Source organism: Pseudomonas sp. NPDC087615 (assembly GCF_044743445.1).
Classification (GTDB): Bacteria; Pseudomonadota; Gammaproteobacteria; order Pseudomonadales; family Pseudomonadaceae; genus Aquipseudomonas; species Aquipseudomonas baetica_A.
Window position 1 is genome coordinate 79,537 of the sequence record NZ_JBIUWM010000008.1, and the last position, 16,777, is coordinate 96,313.

The 16,777-nt window shown below is 58.9% G+C and carries 12 protein-coding genes; 2 read left to right on the forward strand and 10 right to left on the reverse strand.

Annotated features, from left to right (window positions below):
* Positions 1 to 8 precede the first annotated feature (8 nt).
* Genes ACIOU6_RS06530 through ACIOU6_RS06540 form a run of 3 tightly spaced genes read right to left on the reverse strand, consistent with a single transcriptional unit; the run spans position 9 to position 3,711 of the window.
* Positions 9 to 788: a hypothetical protein gene (locus tag ACIOU6_RS06530; protein ID WP_401134823.1), complete on the reverse strand. Its 780-nt coding sequence runs from the start codon at positions 786 to 788 to the stop codon at positions 9 to 11.
* Complete coding sequence (locus ACIOU6_RS06535) at positions 785 to 1,639, reverse strand: DUF4123 domain-containing protein (RefSeq protein ID WP_401134826.1); 855 nt, start codon at positions 1,637 to 1,639, stop codon at positions 785 to 787. The genes ACIOU6_RS06530 and ACIOU6_RS06535 overlap by 4 nt, the downstream gene beginning before the upstream one ends.
* Positions 1,636 to 3,711, reverse strand: coding sequence for a type VI secretion system tip protein VgrG (locus ACIOU6_RS06540; protein ID WP_401134829.1), 2,076 nt, complete (start codon positions 3,709 to 3,711; stop codon positions 1,636 to 1,638). The genes ACIOU6_RS06535 and ACIOU6_RS06540 overlap by 4 nt, the downstream gene beginning before the upstream one ends.
* 600 nt (positions 3,712 to 4,311) lie before the next feature.
* Here ACIOU6_RS06540 and ACIOU6_RS06545 point away from each other — a divergent pair.
* Complete coding sequence (locus tag ACIOU6_RS06545) at positions 4,312 to 4,677, forward strand: DUF6124 family protein (protein WP_401134832.1); 366 nt, start codon at positions 4,312 to 4,314, stop codon at positions 4,675 to 4,677.
* Between the two features lie 254 nt (positions 4,678 to 4,931).
* Here ACIOU6_RS06545 and ACIOU6_RS06550 read toward each other — a convergent pair whose 3' ends face one another.
* From ACIOU6_RS06550 to ACIOU6_RS06560, 3 genes are read right to left on the reverse strand one after another with little or no spacing between them, the layout of a single operon-like run.
* A complete protein-coding gene (locus ACIOU6_RS06550) occupies positions 4,932 to 5,603 on the reverse strand; it encodes a GNAT family N-acetyltransferase (RefSeq protein ID WP_221731888.1) in 672 nt (223 codons plus the stop codon).
* Positions 5,604 to 5,615: 12 nt separating this feature from the next.
* Complete coding sequence (locus tag ACIOU6_RS06555; RefSeq protein WP_221731889.1) at positions 5,616 to 6,062, reverse strand: GNAT family N-acetyltransferase; 447 nt, start codon at positions 6,060 to 6,062, stop codon at positions 5,616 to 5,618.
* A 10-nt stretch (positions 6,063 to 6,072) separates the two neighbouring features.
* A complete protein-coding gene (locus ACIOU6_RS06560; protein WP_401134836.1) occupies positions 6,073 to 6,696 on the reverse strand; it encodes an FMN-binding negative transcriptional regulator in 624 nt (207 codons plus the stop codon).
* A 92-nt stretch (positions 6,697 to 6,788) separates the two neighbouring features.
* Between ACIOU6_RS06560 and ACIOU6_RS06565 the strand changes: the two genes are divergently transcribed.
* Positions 6,789 to 8,342, forward strand: a complete 1,554-nt coding sequence (locus ACIOU6_RS06565) for a PLP-dependent aminotransferase family protein (RefSeq protein WP_401134839.1) — start codon at positions 6,789 to 6,791, stop codon at positions 8,340 to 8,342.
* On the opposite strand, the gene ACIOU6_RS06570 is transcribed toward ACIOU6_RS06565, so the two are convergent.
* From ACIOU6_RS06570 to ACIOU6_RS06585, 4 genes are all read right to left on the reverse strand, one after another.
* Positions 8,311 to 12,885 carry a dermonecrotic toxin domain-containing protein gene (locus ACIOU6_RS06570; RefSeq protein ID WP_401134842.1) on the reverse strand — a complete coding sequence of 1,525 codons (4,575 nt, stop codon included), beginning with the start codon at positions 12,883 to 12,885 and terminating at the stop codon, positions 8,311 to 8,313. The genes ACIOU6_RS06565 and ACIOU6_RS06570 overlap by 32 nt on opposite strands.
* A gap of 155 nt (positions 12,886 to 13,040) precedes the next feature.
* Positions 13,041 to 14,066 (reverse strand): histone deacetylase family protein, encoded by a 1,026-nt coding sequence (locus tag ACIOU6_RS06575; protein WP_221731893.1) that lies wholly within the window; start codon positions 14,064 to 14,066, stop codon positions 13,041 to 13,043.
* 430 nt (positions 14,067 to 14,496) lie between these two features.
* Entirely contained in the window at positions 14,497 to 15,492 is a 996-nt protein-coding gene (locus ACIOU6_RS06580) for an AraC family transcriptional regulator (RefSeq protein WP_221731894.1), read from the reverse strand.
* A gap of 122 nt (positions 15,493 to 15,614) precedes the next feature.
* Positions 15,615 to 16,619, reverse strand: a complete 1,005-nt coding sequence (locus ACIOU6_RS06585; RefSeq protein WP_401134846.1) for an asparaginase — start codon at positions 16,617 to 16,619, stop codon at positions 15,615 to 15,617.
* Positions 16,620 to 16,777 lie beyond the last annotated feature (158 nt).

The following is a 16,777-nucleotide window of genomic DNA, read 5'->3' on the forward strand; positions in this document are numbered from 1 at the left end:
TAATGTCCTTATTCAGTGCAGCCGGGATAGATGGTGCATTGCCGGCCGTCGGGCAGCTGGAAAGTGCTGAAGTCGGTGTAGTTGCCGTTGCAATAACCTCGTTGATCCTCAAGTCCTCTACCCATGCAACGCTTCCAGCCATTCGGAACCTTCACCCACGTATCTCCCCAGCCGGGTTTCTCCTCGTCGGCCAATTTGATGTGCATCTTCACGGTCTTACCCGGCAGTTGGTCCGGGGTATAAGCTGCGGAAGGTTTGCCTCGTCGCAGCTCGCCCTGGGCACCGATCGTTTTGCAATCGAGGAGTTTTCTAAGGATTCGGGGCTTACCCGAAGTACGAAATAACTGTTGGCATTCACCTGAGAAGGTACTTTCGCCTGCTTCGTTAAAGACGCTTTTGTATTGATCTTCCACTTCATTCCGAATAAACACGCTGGCGATATCCACACCGTAATCACCCCGGGCTTTACCGTAAGTTGCGTAGATTTTCAGCTCGATGCGGCTGATGACCAGCGGGCAACCGCTGACTGTTCTGCGCAGGGCTATTTCATTGCTGGGCTGGTAGATTCCCCGCCATTTCATGTTGTATTCCACTTCAGTATCTCGCCCGCCCGGTACGGTGCAGGTTTCGCCTTTGGCGGGTACATACACAGCAATGGCCTGATACGTGAAATCGGGCGGCATATCGGCGGTAAAGGTGAAGGTATTCGGCTGACTGTGGCTGCTCGCGCAGCCTGCGGTTAACGCGAGGCCAAAACCCAGACTTGCTGTGCGAATCAGGCGTTTCATAGGGCGGCTTCTCCTTGCCAAAATGCTGTTGTTTGCGACACCCGTTCGAAATGCTCACTCGGCGTTTCACCGGCCCGAACCTGCCAGTGCGGCGCCAACGTATAGCCCTGCGCCTGCAGGCTCTGGGTCAGCAAAAACTCCAGTTGCTCCGGCGCCAGCCAACCCCACATTTGCGCCTGCGCCAGTCTGTTGCGCAGCCACGTATCAGGATCATGGTGTTCGGCAAGTTTGGCGTAAGCCTGGACATGCTCCGCCAGCAGATAGCGATGAGCATTGCTGCGGCGAATTTCATCCGTCTGTTGGTTGGGCGCTGGCACTTGATGCCACAGCGGCTGATCTGGCACCGGGTAGCTGCCGGGGGCGGGGTTGTTCGTGCCTTGCCAGTGTGTGCCTTGCCAGTAACACACGCTGATCGCTGGCCCGAGGTAGGCCGGCCAGGCGTCCTCAGGCAGGTGCGCGAGGGCGCGGCTCAATACCCGATTATCGTGAAAGCGGTACAGCGCCTGATGTGGGCGGGCACCGATGATCAGGCGTTCGTGCCAATGTTTGACCAGCCTGCTCAAATCGCCTTTTTGAAGGCTGGCAAACCAGCCCCAGTTGCGTTGCGGATTCTTCAGCAGTTCACTGATGCGGCTGTCGTCAGGCTGATCGAAAGTGAAGATGAATGGCCCGGCATCCGCCAGATCAGCCACCAACGTTTCACCGTAAACACTCAGGCATTGGTCGAATTGGCTGGTTTTTAAAAGGGATTGGCGCAGGTCGCGCTCGTTCTGTGAGTCCAAAACGACGCACAAGGCAAAACCTGAACGTTGCTGTTCTCTCATCCATTGGCGGGGTAGCGAGTCAGTCATGCGGCGGCTCCCTGGGGCAGGCAAATACCCGCACGACAGGCCTCGCAGATGGGGCAGAAGTCCGATCCCATAGCACTGCTGACCGCCATCAATTCGTTCTGGCTGGGCGCAATCATGGGCGGCCGTTCTAATGGCATCGCCAAGGCGTCATTGGCCCCCGGCATTGACAATGCGGCAGCGGAACCCGCCACCGGGGCACCCCCGATCTGGATTTCGCTGCTGCTGAAAATGCCCGCGTGGCCAATCACAATGTGCTGCCCACCGGCCTTGAGGCTGATGCTCGCGCCAGCATCCAGCGTCAGGTGCGCCCCAGCCTTGATGTGCACTTGCTGGCCAGCCTCCACCACCAGCGTTTGGTCGACTCGGGTCTGGCTGTTGCTCGCGACATGCAGATAGTCATTGGCCTTGAGTTGCACTTTGCGGTCGGCGGTGATGGTTCGGTGTTCTTCGGCTTCCAGCACGGTAATGCTGTTGCCCTTGATGGTTTCCCGGCGTTCGTTGCCGACTTCAAGTCGACTGTCGTTTTCGACCTTGTGCTCCATGTCGCGCTGGGCACGCAGGTAGATCAACTCCTGCCCGGCGCGATCTTCCAGGTGCAATTCGTTGAATCCGCCGCTATCGGGTGAACTGCGTGAGCGAAACACACTTCGGGTTTTGTGCGCGGGCAGTTCGTAGGGCACCGGGTTGGCGCTGTTGGCCAGACAGCCACTGATCACCGGTTGATCAGGATCGCCTTCAAGAAAACTGACCAACACCTCCATGCCCACTCTCGGAATAGTGACGCTGCCATGGGCGTTGCCGGCCCAATTCGAAGACACCCGCAACCAGCAACTGCTTTTGTCGTCGCTACGACCTTCTCTGTCCCAAAAAAACTGAGCCTTGACCCTGCCGAAGGGGTCGCAGTGGATTTCCTCGCCTTTGGGACCGGTGACCATGGCGGTCTGGCTGCCCAGTATTCGCGGCTTTTGGTAATGGTGTGGGGGTCGGTAGAAAACGTCCCAAGGCGTTGCGACAAATTGATTTCGATAACCTTGAACAAAGTCATGTTCTTGTGCGGAGGTTTCGCTGGTGATGCTCTCTTCCAGCACTTGCGGCTGCTTACATTCGTGGCGCACTTCTGTCAGCAACCAAAGCGCATTCCACTGCGTGCGTGAATGCTCGGACATCTCCATAAAATGCCCGGATACCAAGGTCTGCTGATCGCTTTTGCCTTCAGCCTGCCGATAGTCGGCACGATGGCGCTCCAGTGCCCGTTTGGTTAAAAACTTGCCGCGCTCACGCAGGGTGAAGCGGCCGGGATAGTCGTAATCTTCCAGGTCAGGCTGCGTGAGATCGGTGCCAGGTTCGTAGTTGGACTCCAGAAGAATTCGGGATTTTTCGTAGTCGTAGTCACGGCGAGTGGTGCGACTGGTGCGCGCTTCGACTCGCAGGTCGAATCGTTTGATCACTGATCCCTCGGCAACCATGCCGCTGTTTTGTTTGTAGGGTGTTGGCCGGTCAAGTCTGGGGAATACGGTTTGGTCGTCCCCAAATACCATCAGGTGTTTTTCGCGACTGTGCCGAAAGTGGTAATGAATGCCTTCTTCTTGGCAGAGCCTTTGGACGAAGTGCAGATCTGATTCGTCGTACTGCACGCAGTACTCGCGATCCGGATAAATGGCACCCAACTGAAACAGATGAAGGTCGCGGTGGATGCCGTGTTCTTCCAACACCTGCGCAATGATTTGCGGGACGGTCAGTTGTTGAAAAATACGTTGGTTGATGCGGTGGCCCAAATAAGCCACCCGAGGAACAAGCGTGAGGCTGTAACGCGTCAGACGTTTGCCAGCGTCGCCTTGCGCAACGCGATGGATTTGCCCATGGATGCCATTGCGACCGTCGCTGAATGCCAGAAACGCTTGTTTGTGCAGCAGGCTTTCAAGATCGAGATTCGGCCTCTCGCTGACCAGCACCACGTCGAAGGCATAGGGTGTGCTGATCGCTTCCTGACCGGTGAACTCCAGGACTTGAAGGTCGTGCTCCAGACTATCAATGGTCAGATTGAAACGTGCGAGAGGGCTGGGGCTAGGCATCCTTTGTTCCTTCGACGGTCGCTGAGGGAATTTGTATCTGAATGCGTGAAGGCAGATACAAGTGCCGAAAGCTAACAAACGTGCCGAAGAAAAAATGTAGGAGGGGTCCTATGGGGTTGAAGGAAAGGACCTTGATTGTTCGTGTGGTTCGGTTGCCTCTTCACTGACGCTATTGCGAGGCTCGGATTCTTGGCATGTATGCGGCTCAAATACGTCAGACAAATCGCCAATTATTTTTGTGTAGTAAACCTCTGGCGTTGTTCTCGTTTAAAACCTATTGGCTTTACGCCTCGCGACCTACAAATCCTTGCGTCGTTGCCTACGGCTACGCCAGAATCCGCCGGCTTGTGCGCCCAGGGCTGGCTGCGTAACTTGGATCGGGTCACTGATTCCCAGTGATCGGGTTTAGCAGCCCGGCTTCGTTTCATTCCGGTCGTACAAGTCTCATCCGGTCAGGCATTTGCCTGCGCTCGATGGTGGCTGTGCGCATGGCACCTTCGGGTGCGCCGGGTTTCGGAGTGACCGGTCTGCTAACTTGCGCACAGCCGCCACCCTATCGTTTAGCAGCGGGATGGTGCGGCCTCATAGAGGTACACTCCGATGTTCAAAGTAACGCCAAACCCGCCGATCCCCGATCCGGCATCCCCCTACGAATCGCCCGATTCAAAGAAATTCCACGAAGCCGCCGAGCGCGCCCTCGACCACTATCTCGGCCCACCGGCCGCCGCCATCATGGCCGCGCCCTACACCCCCAACACGCTCTACATGGCACACCCCGAGGCTGACACCGAATCCCTGCTGGCCGACGCCAGTGAAACGCTCGGTTCCGCCACCGTCATGCTCCACAACCACGCGGCAATGGTTGAAGGCTCGAACCGCAAAACCCTGCAAGGCATCGCGCAGGTGGTGATGCTGGCCGAGCTGGCGGTTAATCGTGTGCTGGATAAGTTAGTGCCCACGGAGTGATCAACGTGCTGGCGGCGCATGCGCATGTGCCGCCAGCGCATTGGTTGGGAAATACGTTATTGAGGCGTGATTGACCAGCGATTGAAAAAGTGGGGTCTGAAATAAGCCTGACCGTTGCCGAACGCACTGTGCTTATTGAAAACATACAATCGCCCGTTTGGGATGAAGATGGGCGTGGTGCGAATTCGGCGAGATGTCCGTTAAACATCAAAAGATCGCTGCCTGCCAGGCTGCGATCTTTTGCTTTCAGACGCTCAGGAGCGGCACTCGACCAGCCCTTTCACCTGCCCGTCAGGCGTCTGGTTTTCATCGGACAACCACCGCTCAAACCCGGCCGCAATCGCCGGCCACTCACCATCGAGAATCGAATACCACGCAGTGTCGCGGTTCTCGCCCTTGACCACCATGTGCTGGCGAAACACGCCTTCGAAGCTGAAACCCAAGCGCTCGGCGGCGTATTTGGAGCGGGCGTTGCCGTTGTTGCACTTCCATTCGAGGCGACGGTAGCCCAGCTCAAAGGAATATTTGGCCAACAAGTAAACCGCCTCGGTGCTTTTCGGCGAGCGCTGCATCGGTGCGCCGAAGGTGACGTGGCCGATTTCGATGCGGCCCTGGGCCGGGACAATCGACATCAGGCTGAGGATGCCTTGCACCTGACCTGTGGCGCGGTCGATGACGCTGAAGAAATACGGATCGCTGCTGGCGGCGTGTTTGTTCAGCCAGTCATTGAAGACGCTGCGCTCAGGGAATGGGCCGTAAGGCAGATAATTCCACAGTTTCGGGTCGGCGCCGGGGCCTTCAAGGGCTTTGAACAGCTCGTCGGCGTGACGGGCCGGGTCGAGTTTTTCCAGGCGAATGAAGCGGCCTTCGATCAGTGTGGTCGTGGGGGCGGGGGCGCCTTTCCAGTCAGCCAGTGAAGCGGTCATGAGCGTCTCTCCTTAAAGGGCTTTGCGAAACTGGATGAAGCCTGGGCGTTCGGCGATGCGCTCGTAGAGCTGGATCGCGGTAGCGTTGGTTTCGTGGGTCAGCCAATGCACTTTGGCGCAACCGTCAGCCTTGGCCGTGGCGTAGACGTGTTCGATCAGCAGGCGACCGACGCCGGTGCCGCGGGTTTCAGGCGCCACCAGCAAGTCTTGCAGGTAGCAGGCGTTTTCGATGCTCCAGTTCGAGCGATGGTAGATGTAATGCACCATGCCCACGGCTTTGCCATCGGCCCAGGCGAGGGCGGCGTGGGTTGGCTCGCTGGGGTCGAGCAGGCGCTGCCAAGTGCTATGGGTTACGGCCTCGGGCAGCTCGGTGTTGTAGAAACGCAGGTAGGTCTGCCACAGCGGCAGCCAGGCGGCGTGGTCACTGGCGGTGACTGGGCGGATCTCGATCTGACTCATGGTGAATTCCTTAACGCATCAAGTGGGCGAGGGTTTGATCATTGCTGTCGGGGCTGGCGGCCAGACCTTCGCGCACGCCGGCAATGTCGGCGGGGCTGCGGTTCTGGCTGAGCTTGCGCTTGCCTTCCAGTCGGTCGATGGGAATGGCGAAACCGACGATGGCCTTGAGCATGCCGTCGATGTAATCGGCGGGGGCGTCGTCAACCTTCCACGGTTGCGCGCGGCCGGCCTCATGGCGGTCGGTGAGGGTGCTGACGATGTCGAGCAGCCGTCCGCCGTCGCTGAAGGTTTCGGCGTGGCCGTAGGCGTGCACCGCGATGTAGTTCCAGGTCGGCACGACTTTGCCGTGCTCGGCCTTGCTCGGGTAAAAGCCCGGGCTGACGTAGGCGTCCGGGCCGGCAAAGATCAGCATCGCTTCAGCCCCGTCGCGCAAGTCTTTCCACTGTGGATTGGCCTTGGCCAGATGCCCGTAGAGCGTGCCGTTCTCGCCTTGCTCGCAATGCAGCAACACCGGCACATGGCTGGCTTGCAGACCGTTTTCGCCGTGGGTCACCAGAATGGCGAGGCGGGTGGCGAGGATCAGTTCGTGGAGTTGCGACAACTCGTCGATGGCAAAGGCGCGGGGCGTGTACATGGAGAAATTTTCCTTGGCGAATGCCTGCATCCTAGGCAGGCTATTGGTCTGTTGTAAGAGCCATTGATGACCCATTTCATAGGTCCATTGCCATGCCTGAATCGCCCACGTTGTCCATGCCCTTCAATCCGGCGGGTATCGAGCTCGACCGTCGCTTGGGCTTGACCCGCCAGCTCTATCAGGCGCTGCGTTTGCGTGTGCTGGACGGGCGCCTGTGCGGCGGCACACGCCTGCCGGCCAGCCGTGATCTGGCGGCGGCGCTGGGCATTTCCCGTAACAGTGTGGTGCGCGCCTACGATCAGCTATACGCCGAAGGCTTTATCGAGGGGCGAGTCGGTGATGGCACCTACGTCGCGCAATTACCCCAAGCCGCGTTATCGGCGGAAAAACTATCCACAAAAGTATCCACAGGGTTTTCAACAGGCTTACCCACAGACTTATCCACAAATTGGCTGGATTTACCTGTTGATCCGTCCAGTAAAGTTATCCACAGCGATCCGCTGTGCCGGGTCAGAAACAATCATTTACCCAAACCTCCCAGTGGTCCGCCCCGCGCATTTCGAGTGGGCGTTCCAGCCTTCGATCTGTTCCCCTTTGACGTATGGGCCAAGCTCAACGCGGCTTTCTGGCGCAAACCCGATCTTCAGCAACTGTGCTACGGCGACCCGGCTGGCGATGCGCGTTTGCGCGGTCTGATTGCCGCTTATTTGCGCAGTTCGCGTGGCATGCAGTGTTCGGCTGAACAAATTGTGATCACCAGTGGCGCACAGCAAGGCATCAGTCTTTGTGCACAGCTGCTGGTGGCTCCGGGCGATGGCGTCGGTATCGAAAATCCGGGTTACCGAGCGGCCGGCCATGCGTTCGCGGTGGCGGGTGGCCGTTTACACGGTATTGCCGTGGATGAAGAGGGCATGGATTGCTCGGCGCTGTCGGCAGCCAGTGACTGTCGCGTGGCTTATGTGACGCCGTCGCATCAATACCCGACGGGTGTGGTGATGAGCCTGGCGCGACGGCTTGAGCTGCTGGCCTGGGCCGAACGCACCCAAGGCTGGATCATCGAGGATGACTACGACGGTGAGTACCGCTACACCGGCGCGCCATTGGCACCGTTGGCGGCGCTCGATCGACAGGGGCGAGTGCTGTATGTCGGCACCTTCGGCAAAGTCGCGTTCCCGGCGTTGCGACTGGGCTATCTGGTGCTGCCACCGGGGCTGGTGGACGCGTTTTCGCAACGCCGGGCAGTGGACGTCCGGCATTCCGAGGTGAGTACGCAAATGGTGATGGCCGAGTTCATGGCCGCCGGGCATTTCCAGCGCCATATCCGGCGTATGCGTCGGGCAGCACTCAGCCGTCGCAATGCATTGCTGGACGGCTGGCCGACGGCAATTGCCGGTGTGGGCAAGCTGCCTGCGGTGTCTGCCGGGTTGCACCTGACGGTGGCCGTGGACAGCGTCGAGCGCGAGCAGCAATTGGTTGAACAAGCCGCCCGCGTGGATGTGGAAATCAACGGCTTGAGCCATTACTGGCTGCCCGATTCCCTGACTTCAGCCGATCAGCGCGCCGGACTGGTGCTGGGCTTTGCCGCCGTGCCGGAGCCTGGGATCAGAGCAGCACTTATGCGTCTGCGACAGGCGTGGCAGGTTTGAAAAACAGGGTTTGCGCCAGGGTACTGCCGATCTGGCTGCGATAGATTTCGATCAGTTCCTGGTTACTCTTGTCGCGCAGGTCAAACTTGCCGCCCAGGCGCCGTTGCTGAAGGGTTTTCATGTGCCCGACGGTGAACGAGCCAGACGCGTCGCTGACATTTTTATAGTGAAAGTGCGCATACCAGAGCACTTTTCCGGTTTTGGCGTCGCTGACTTCATATTCGTCGAGAAAATCCTTGTCTTGCCCCTTGAGGCTGCGCCGGGTGACCGTTTGCGTTATCTGCACCTCATGCTTGTTTTTGAGCCACTCCACTCGGGCCGCCGTCGGAGGTTGTTGTTTGATGATCCTGATGCGGGCACTGGTGCCTTTTTCGTAGAGTGCGGTCGCCGCATTGTTCAGCGCATGACCGAGAGCGGCCGTCGGATGTTTCGGGTCGACGGTCAGATTGGCGGCCGTCATTGCCTCATCAAGCGCTTCGCCGGCTTTGCGCAAACGCTCGGCTTCCTCGTGGTAGATCTCCTCAATCTCGACCGGGATACGTTGACCCCGTTTGATGCGCGCCTCGGTACGCCGGTGGAACGCTGCCAGGCCATCGACTAATGCCTGAGCGTGCTCGACCGCTTTTTTGAGGTTCGGTCTGGCCTTGGCAGGTTGTGTTTTCGTGATGCCGTGTTCGACCCAGACACCGGGCGATTTTTCGTGAAACGTGGCAATAACGCCGGTCAGTTCTCCGCGCACCTCGACCAGTTCGGTGTCTAGGCCATCCGTGCTTTTTTTCCGTTCCCCAACGAGCGTGCCCTTGAATTTGGTGCTGATGATCTTGCGACTCGACGCCGGTTTCGCTGGGCCTGGCAACGGCTCCAGTAGATGTTTATTGCGCAGCAGGTCAGCCAGGCGCACGTCTGTGTGTGCTTTGAACTCGATTACCCGAGTACGTACATGCCCCAGTCGAGTGGTCAGGAGTTGATCGGGAAACTCAGCGACAAGGTCGGAAAAACGTTGGTCCACCGCGGCAAACTGCTCGGAAACATTGCTCAGGGCTTCGATTCGATCGCGCAAGTTGCTCAGGCTCTCATCGGCGGTCAGATTCATCGAGCTCTGAATATTCAGCGCAGCATCCTCGATGAGCGTTTCCAGTGCCTGTTGCGCGTCTGCCCGAGTCGCGGTCTCGCCGGGCTTGACGCAGATCTCTTGCCCAAGACTGATCTGCAAAAGTTTGAGGTCATTGAGGTCGTAGTTCGGGAGTGCCTTTCGATAAGTTGAAACGGTCTCTACGGCTTCTTTGCCGAGCAGCTCAAGTTCTGCGAACCGGGCATGGGCGGCCTCGATCTTTTCGATGATGCCTTGGGTTTGATCGGTGATGTTTTCACAGGACTGGATAAACTTTTGCGGTTCGACATGGGTGTGGTCAGCAATCATCGAGATGGTCGCGTTCACATTGGCCTGAAAATCGGTGTTGTGCTGGCTGAGCCATTCCTGCCCCAGAAACAACAGCATCTGCAGCCGTTCGATCATGACTGTCCGATAGTTGGGAACTGTCTGTTTGCGGTTCAGTGACTTGATTTTCTCGACGTTTGCCGCGTACGCCTCGCCCAGCGAGTCGAGGGTGTCCAGGTACTTTTTGCCAACGACTTCGTCCACTGTCGACGATGTATCGTGCATTGCGCTATGGGCCGCGTCGAGTTGACTCTGCTTGTCTGCCATCGTGTTGTCGAAAGCTTCGATTTCAGCAATCAGAGCCTGTACTTTTCTGAGGTTTTTGCCTCTTTCTTGTTCGCGCGCACTGCGCAGTCCACCGCCACGCAGGCGCAATCTCAGGTCGATGATCCATTGTCCGCCGGCGGTGCGGGCCAGCAACGGCCCCGCGTGGGGTGGTTGCCGGCGCGAGTCGATGATCTGTACGTCCTGGTTTTCGTTGATCAGCACTTCGAACCAGCGATTGCCGACCGATGCGTACCATTTCTGCTGTTTTGCGTAGAGGTGGTGATGCACGCCTTCGTTGGCTGCGGCGCCGAGTCCTTTGGGTTTGTCGATCTTGAAACTGTCGAGCAGCGCTGCAAGTGCGACAGGTGAGCGCTTCAGTGCGGTCACCGTATTGAGCGACATGTCATGAGCGATAGGCAGTTCGGTGCCGGCCACGTCCGGCAAACGCAGCGGTTTGATGGTTTCGGGGGCGGGCGTTACGGGGCGGGTTTCTTCCGGCGTCGTCGCAATTGATTCATGCACCGGCTTGTTCCCGACCGCTGCACGATGGGCCAGCACCATGCCCAAAGCGAGGAGAATGTCGGCGATTGCTGTCCAGGCAGTCTTGTCGGTCTGCTCATTCTCGACATCGCTGATTTCCTGCAAATCGTCCATGATCTGCCAGATCCACGCTGCCGTGCCGGCACTGCGACCGAGGAATGGCAGCGCCGCGTTGAACACCATCCAACCGCCGCGTTTAAGTGTCGCCCAGCGTGCCTCCGCATCCGATACCGATTGCCGTTCGGCTTGTGTGATGACGGCCTGGACGTTGCTCTCATACAGTGTTCCCCGCACATCGCTCTCAATCGCAGCGGTCCCCAATGCAACAGGCCCTGACATGTCGAGCGCGGTGGTCGGGTTCACCAGCAGTTGCGGGATCGTCCACACCGAGGGCAGCCTGGCGGTGAATACGAACTGGCTGTAATTGAAGCGCACATCGTCCGGCAACCAGGCGAGTACCGACTCGCGAAGCTGTCGCGAATGCTCGATGGCGTAAAGCAGGTTGGCGTGGCCTGGATACTGGATCAGCGCCATTTCGAACAGCGGTCGATAGAGTACGCAGGGGCCTTTTTCCACTTCCCTCGGACCGATGACAAACATGTTGTTGACGACGTCCGCGCGTGAACTGCTGCGGTGGGCGACGAACGACAATGGCCGAATGACAATCTCCTCGCCATCGATGTGACGCTGCTCTGCGGTGTTGCCCAGTGCAGCGGCGACATATCGATACCCTTTTTCATCCATGCCTGCTTTGCCCTGGATCTTGTGTTGCAGCGCCAGGAGCGGCAGTTCTATAGGTAACTGGCTGGTGTAGAGCGCTTGCAGTGCGGACGCTTGTCCGGTGTCGTCAATCAACAATTTTTGCAGGTGCTGCGGGTAGGTCTTGCCGATGTCGACAGTACTCACCAGTTTTTCAAGGTAGGTCACGGTCAGCCAGTCTGGTAACGCGTGGTCGCCTTTGTAGCGCACGGTTTTATTGCCCAGTGGCTGGCCCGCCAGGTTTTGCAGGGCCAGTTCACTGAGCGAAAGCGTCTGAGTCTGAATATTGCCCGGCAATACGAATGTGCCCCATACCACCAGGCTGGTGATGGTGATTTCTAGGTCATCGATCTCGATCTTGCTCGCTGTCGGATGCTCCTTGAGCATCTGCTGCTTGAGGGCTTCGCGGGTGAATTTTTGCAGGCTGGCCACTTCGCTCTGGAACGTTTTTCCTTGGTTGGAATGCTGCACCGTTGTCAGATCCAGCAGATGTCGGCTGTAACAGGTTTGATCGGCGGGAAGGGCATTGTTCAGCCAGGCGGGCAGTCGCGGATGCAGACGATCTATATGCGGTTTGAGACGCGGTGTTGGCCGAGTAGTCGCCGCTGTGCCTTGGCGAGGGAAGAGGTTGTCGAGGGGCGAGCCTTGAAAAAAATTGATCTTGCCCAGGGCCTCGGCCTCCAGGGCGATCAATGTGCAGGCCTGATGATCGAAAAAATGGCCCTGCGGCTCGACCAGTCGCCACTTCAGACCAGCGCTGGGAGCGTTTTGCCAGAACTGCGGCAGGGCTTCACCGAATGCATCCAGCGAGTCGAAGCGCTGAAAACCGTGGATCACCGAGTGGGTAAGGACCACCGTGCGCTGCTCGACAGTTCCGATCAGCACGGCACTATCAAGCAGGGTCAAATGTTCCGGGTGTTTTGCGTCGTCACGGTCGAGATCTATCAGGCAGGCGCGAGTCTTGTAGGGATCGTTGAGACGTTGTTGCTTGTCCGGGTTTTGGCAGACAGCGTGGGCGATGGCGCGCTGGTCGGCATCCCAGCCAAGACTGGCGTCGACGTTCCACAGATTGCGCAGGGCATCGGACATTTTTTGCCAGCGCGGCTGTCCCGGATACGTGAATTCGTCCCAGTAGTCGACGTGTTGTTCCTTGAAGGCGATGAACAGCACAGGCGCCAGTTCGTTGAGCAGCAAACCGATGGCGTCGATCTTCACCGGCAACTGGATAGCCGTCTGGATATCGGGCTGCAAGGTCAGAAAATGTTCACCATCGAGGTAGGTCACCGCCGTGCCGGACAAGCCCAAGCGTACCAACGCATCGGTCAGCGATTCGATCAGAGGGCGGCCGGGAATGACTCTGCCGTCCTGAATGATCCAGGTCGGTTTCACGACCATCGCCAGTTGCGGGTCGATATTGAGGTCCGGGTACAGCGTCTTGAGTGCCGGGCGCAGTGCCTTTGTGGCGACTTCTCGCAGTGAGGGGCCGGTCACCAGTTGCGTGACTACATCAATGGCACTGGATAAGGAATTTTCGGACATGGGCAACACCTGCTCTGATGGGGGGCACGCTAAAGGGCGTCGAATCAGGGCAAGGTAGAGGCCGCGTTTCAGCGGTGTGCGGTACATACATCTTGCAGATGAAAAAAGACCCGCCAAAGCGGGTCCTGCCGTGCCAATCCGTTTTCAGGCGCTATTCATCGTTCAAACCCTTCAAGCACGTTCACCGCGTTGATGCCGATTTCCTCCACCGCGTAACCGCCTTCCATGACAAACAGCGTTGGTTTGCCGAGGGCGGCAATACGCTTGCCCATTGCCAGGTAGTCGGGGCTATCGAGTTTGAATTGCGAGATCGGATCATCCTTGAACGTGTCGACACCGAGCGACACCACGATGATGTCGGCGCCGTAGCGGTCGATCTCATTGCAAGCTTGTTCCAGGGCAGCGCTCCACATGTCCCAGCCTGAACCGGCGGGCAGCGGATAGTTGAAGTTGAAACCCTCACCGGGGCCTTCGCCGCGTTCATCGTCGTAGCCGAGGAAGAACGGAAACTCCGCTTCCGGGTGGCCGTGGATCGAGGTGAACAGTACGTCGCTGCGCTCGTAGAAAATCGACTGGGTGCCGTTGCCGTGGTGATAGTCGACGTCGAGGATCGCGACTTTTTTGTGGCCCTGATCGAGGAACGCCTGCGCGGCGATGGCGGCGTTGTTGAGGTAGCAATAACCGCCCATCAAGTCGCTGGCGGCGTGGTGTCCCGGTGGGCGGCAGAGGGCAAAGGCACTGTGCGCACCACCCTGAATCGCCGCTTGCGCGGTCAGTGCCACTTGCGCTGCGCTGTAGGCGGCCTGCCAGGTGCCAGCGGTGATCGGTGCGCCGCCGTCGAAGCTGTAATAACCGAGTTGGCCGTGCAGGCTGGTCGGTTTGATTGCGCGCAATGTGCGGGCTGGCCAGGTGTAGGGCAGCAGATCACCGTCGGTGTTGAACTCGGTCCAGCGCGCCCACGCACCCTTGAAGAAATCGAGGTAATCGCGGCTGTGGATACGGGCGATGGGTTCGAGGCCGAAATCCTGGGGGGCTTGGACCGGGCCCAGGTGTTGGTTTTGCACGCGTTGCAGCACATGGTCGGCGCGCGAGGGCATCTCGAAGCAAGGCTTGAGCTGGCCATCGATCAGTTCGCAGCGGCCATGGTGCAGGTGGTGATCGTCCGAGTAGATCGTCAGCATTTGTTGTTCTCCGCAGGGCTGATTCGGTGGCCTCAAGTGTTGCGGCGTACAACGATTCGGAGAACGGCAGGAAAGGCCAAAAGGGGATTGATATGGCCAAAAATCATGACCGCAATTGGCCCCTCAAGCCTGCATCAGAAAATACGCTCCCACAGGGATTTGTGTTCAACCGGTAGGGACGAGGTTGTCCAGCACGCGGTTGACCGCCAGTTCACTGGTCATGATGCTCGCCGAGGCGAGGGATTCGCAGGCGTGGGTCAAGGAAGTAACTGGGCGTGTGCTTAAACGGCTACCAGAACTAACGTTTAACGCCGAGCTAAAGGATGGCGAAAAACCTGTGGGAGCGGGCTTGCTCGCGAAGGCGGCGTGTCAGTTTATGCATCAGGTGACTGACACGGCCTCTTCGCGAGCAAGCCTGCACACTGGAATCTCAGTGCGGTCTGAACTGACTCGGCGCCACGCCGCTCCAGCGTACGAACGCATGGCGGAAACTCGCGGTCTCGCTGAAACCCAGGTGTTCAGCGATGCGGTAGATCGGCAGTTGATCTTCACAGAGCATTTGTTTGGCTCGTTCGAAACGCAATTCGTCGAGCAGTTCCTGATAGCTGCTACCCATGTCTTTGAGGTGGCGACGCAAGGTGCGCGGTGAGCACTTCATCTGCTGGGCCAGCCCCTCAAGCCCAGGTGCGGCGTTCAATTGGGCGCTGAGCAATTGGCGAATTCTTCCCAGCCATGCCTGACGCCCAGTGAACTCAAGATTCTGTTTGCGGCAGCGTTCGGCCATGGCCTGATGAGTAATGCTGTCGGCCAGGGGTAACGGTTGATCGAGCCAGTGCTTTTCGAACGCAAAGGCGTTGTCCTTGGCGGCGAAGTGCAACGGGCTGGCGAAATGCTCGGCGTAGCTGTCACGGTAATCCGGCGCCGCGTGTTCAAAGCGAGTGGCGAGTAGCGGTAGCGGATGACCGAGCAAGTCGTCGCAGATGACTTTCAGTGACACCAGACAGAATTCGGCATTGAACGCGGCCATCGCCGGACTCTCGCGATAATCGGCCGCAACGAACCAGACGCGCTCGCCGTCGTCCTCAAGGTTCAGCTCGAAAAGTGTTCCCAACAACGCCGGATAACGGATCGCCAAACGCAAAGCGTCACCGAAGGTGGCACAGGTCAGGAGTGCGTAACCGAGCATGCCGTAGCAGGAAACGTGCATGCGCCGGCCCAGTTCCAGGCCGATGTCGTGCTTGAGCGCGACCGCGTTGGCGCAGACCTGCATCTCCTGATTGGTGGTGATGCGCGTATCGGCTCGGCTCAGATCCGCCGCACTGATGCCGCTGCCGGCCAGCAGCGCCTGGCTCGACAAGCCTTCGGCGTTGAAGGTGTTGAGTATCAGGGAGACGGCGTTGAGGGTGGTGAGGTGGGAGTGGAGCATCAGTGTCTTCCAGCCAGGGGATGCTGGAAAAGGGAGCAAGTTGTGTGCCGCGATGCTTGTGGTGTCAGCCCGATCCAGCCCTCACCCTCTGGGAGAGGGTGAGGGGCGATCCAACGCCATGCTCAGGCCAGCTCACCACACAGGTCGAGTTCGACCAGTCGGCGGACTTCAGCGGTTTCCAGGCCTGCACTGAGCAATCCGTTCAACTTGCCGAACGCGGCCTCACGGGTCATGCCGCCACCGGACAACACACCAACGCCGCGCAAACGACTGCCCGCTTCGTAAACATCCAGTTCGACGCCGCCTTCATGGCACTGCGTGACCGCCACCACGACCACGCCGTTGTCCCGCGCGCGGGCGAGGCTGGCGAGGAACGCCGGATTGTCGCTCGGCCCGGTACCGCTGCCGTAGCACTCCAACACCAAGCCCTGAATGCCGCTGTCGAGCAGGCCGTCGAGGATTGGCGCGCCGATGCCGGGGAACAGTGGCAACACGGCAACGTTCGCCAATTGTTTTGGCTGGTTGTAATTCAACGCCGCTGGAATCGAGGCTGCTTTCACGCCGCCGCCCTGACGCTCCAGACGCTTGAACGGATGGCGACCGAAGCTGCGCACTTTTGCGCAACGGGTCGGTGCCAGCCGTTCGCCGTGGAAGTACAGATGCACGCCCGGTGCCAGCCCTTGGCCGAGGGCAACCAGTGCGCCGCTGAGGTTTTCCCAGGCATCGCTGTCGGTGACGCCGGCCGGCAGCATCGAGCCGGTGAAGCACACGCGAGCGTGCAGGCCGAGCAACTGGAAGCTCATCGCCGCCGCGCTGTAAGCCAGAGTGTCGGTGCCGTGCAGGATCAGCACGCTGTCGCAGCCTTGCACATCAACGGCGTCGACCACGGCTTCGCGCAGTTGCTGCCAGTAGGCCGGGGTCATGTTGGCGCTGTCGATCAGCGGCGACATCTCGCGAAAGCGCCACTGCGGCACCACCAGATCAGGCTGGCTGTGCAGGTAGTCGCGCATCCGCGCTTCGAAACCGGACGCCGGGGCCAGGCCATTGGCGCTGGCCTGCATGCCGATGGTGCCACCGGTGTACAACACCATGACGTGCTGGGCGGCGGGATAAGTCGAAGGGTTCATAGGATTCTCCGAAACGATGAGTTCCTTGTGGGAGCGGGCTTGCTCGCGAATGCGGTGTGTCAGATACAAGAATTTTGACTGACACACCGCATTCGCGAGCAAGCCCGCTCCCACAGGTATTGCATCACAATAACTGACGGGCGCAGGGGATGCGCCCG

Bases quoted from the DNA above. Each gene is read 5' to 3' on its own strand.
- ACIOU6_RS06570 (WP_401134842.1), bottom strand. From the start codon at position 12,885: ATGTCCGAAAATTCCTTATCCAGTGCCATTGATGTAGTCACGCAACTG.
- ACIOU6_RS06530 (WP_401134823.1), bottom strand. From the start codon at position 788: ATGAAACGCCTGATTCGCACAGCAAGTCTGGGTTTTGGCCTCGCGTTA.
- ACIOU6_RS06535 (WP_401134826.1), bottom strand. From the start codon at position 1,639: ATGACTGACTCGCTACCCCGCCAATGGATGAGAGAACAGCAACGTTCA.
- ACIOU6_RS06585 (WP_401134846.1), bottom strand. From the start codon at position 16,619: ATGAACCCTTCGACTTATCCCGCCGCCCAGCACGTCATGGTGTTGTAC.
- ACIOU6_RS06575 (WP_221731893.1), bottom strand. From the start codon at position 14,066: ATGCTGACGATCTACTCGGACGATCACCACCTGCACCATGGCCGCTGC.
- ACIOU6_RS06580 (WP_221731894.1), bottom strand. From the start codon at position 15,492: ATGCTCCACTCCCACCTCACCACCCTCAACGCCGTCTCCCTGATACTC.
- ACIOU6_RS06565 (WP_401134839.1), top strand. From the start codon at position 6,789: ATGCCTGAATCGCCCACGTTGTCCATGCCCTTCAATCCGGCGGGTATC.
- ACIOU6_RS06560 (WP_401134836.1), bottom strand. From the start codon at position 6,696: ATGTACACGCCCCGCGCCTTTGCCATCGACGAGTTGTCGCAACTCCAC.
- ACIOU6_RS06550 (WP_221731888.1), bottom strand. From the start codon at position 5,603: ATGACCGCTTCACTGGCTGACTGGAAAGGCGCCCCCGCCCCCACGACC.
- ACIOU6_RS06545 (WP_401134832.1), top strand. From the start codon at position 4,312: ATGTTCAAAGTAACGCCAAACCCGCCGATCCCCGATCCGGCATCCCCC.
- ACIOU6_RS06540 (WP_401134829.1), bottom strand. From the start codon at position 3,711: ATGCCTAGCCCCAGCCCTCTCGCACGTTTCAATCTGACCATTGATAGT.
- ACIOU6_RS06555 (WP_221731889.1), bottom strand. From the start codon at position 6,062: ATGAGTCAGATCGAGATCCGCCCAGTCACCGCCAGTGACCACGCCGCC.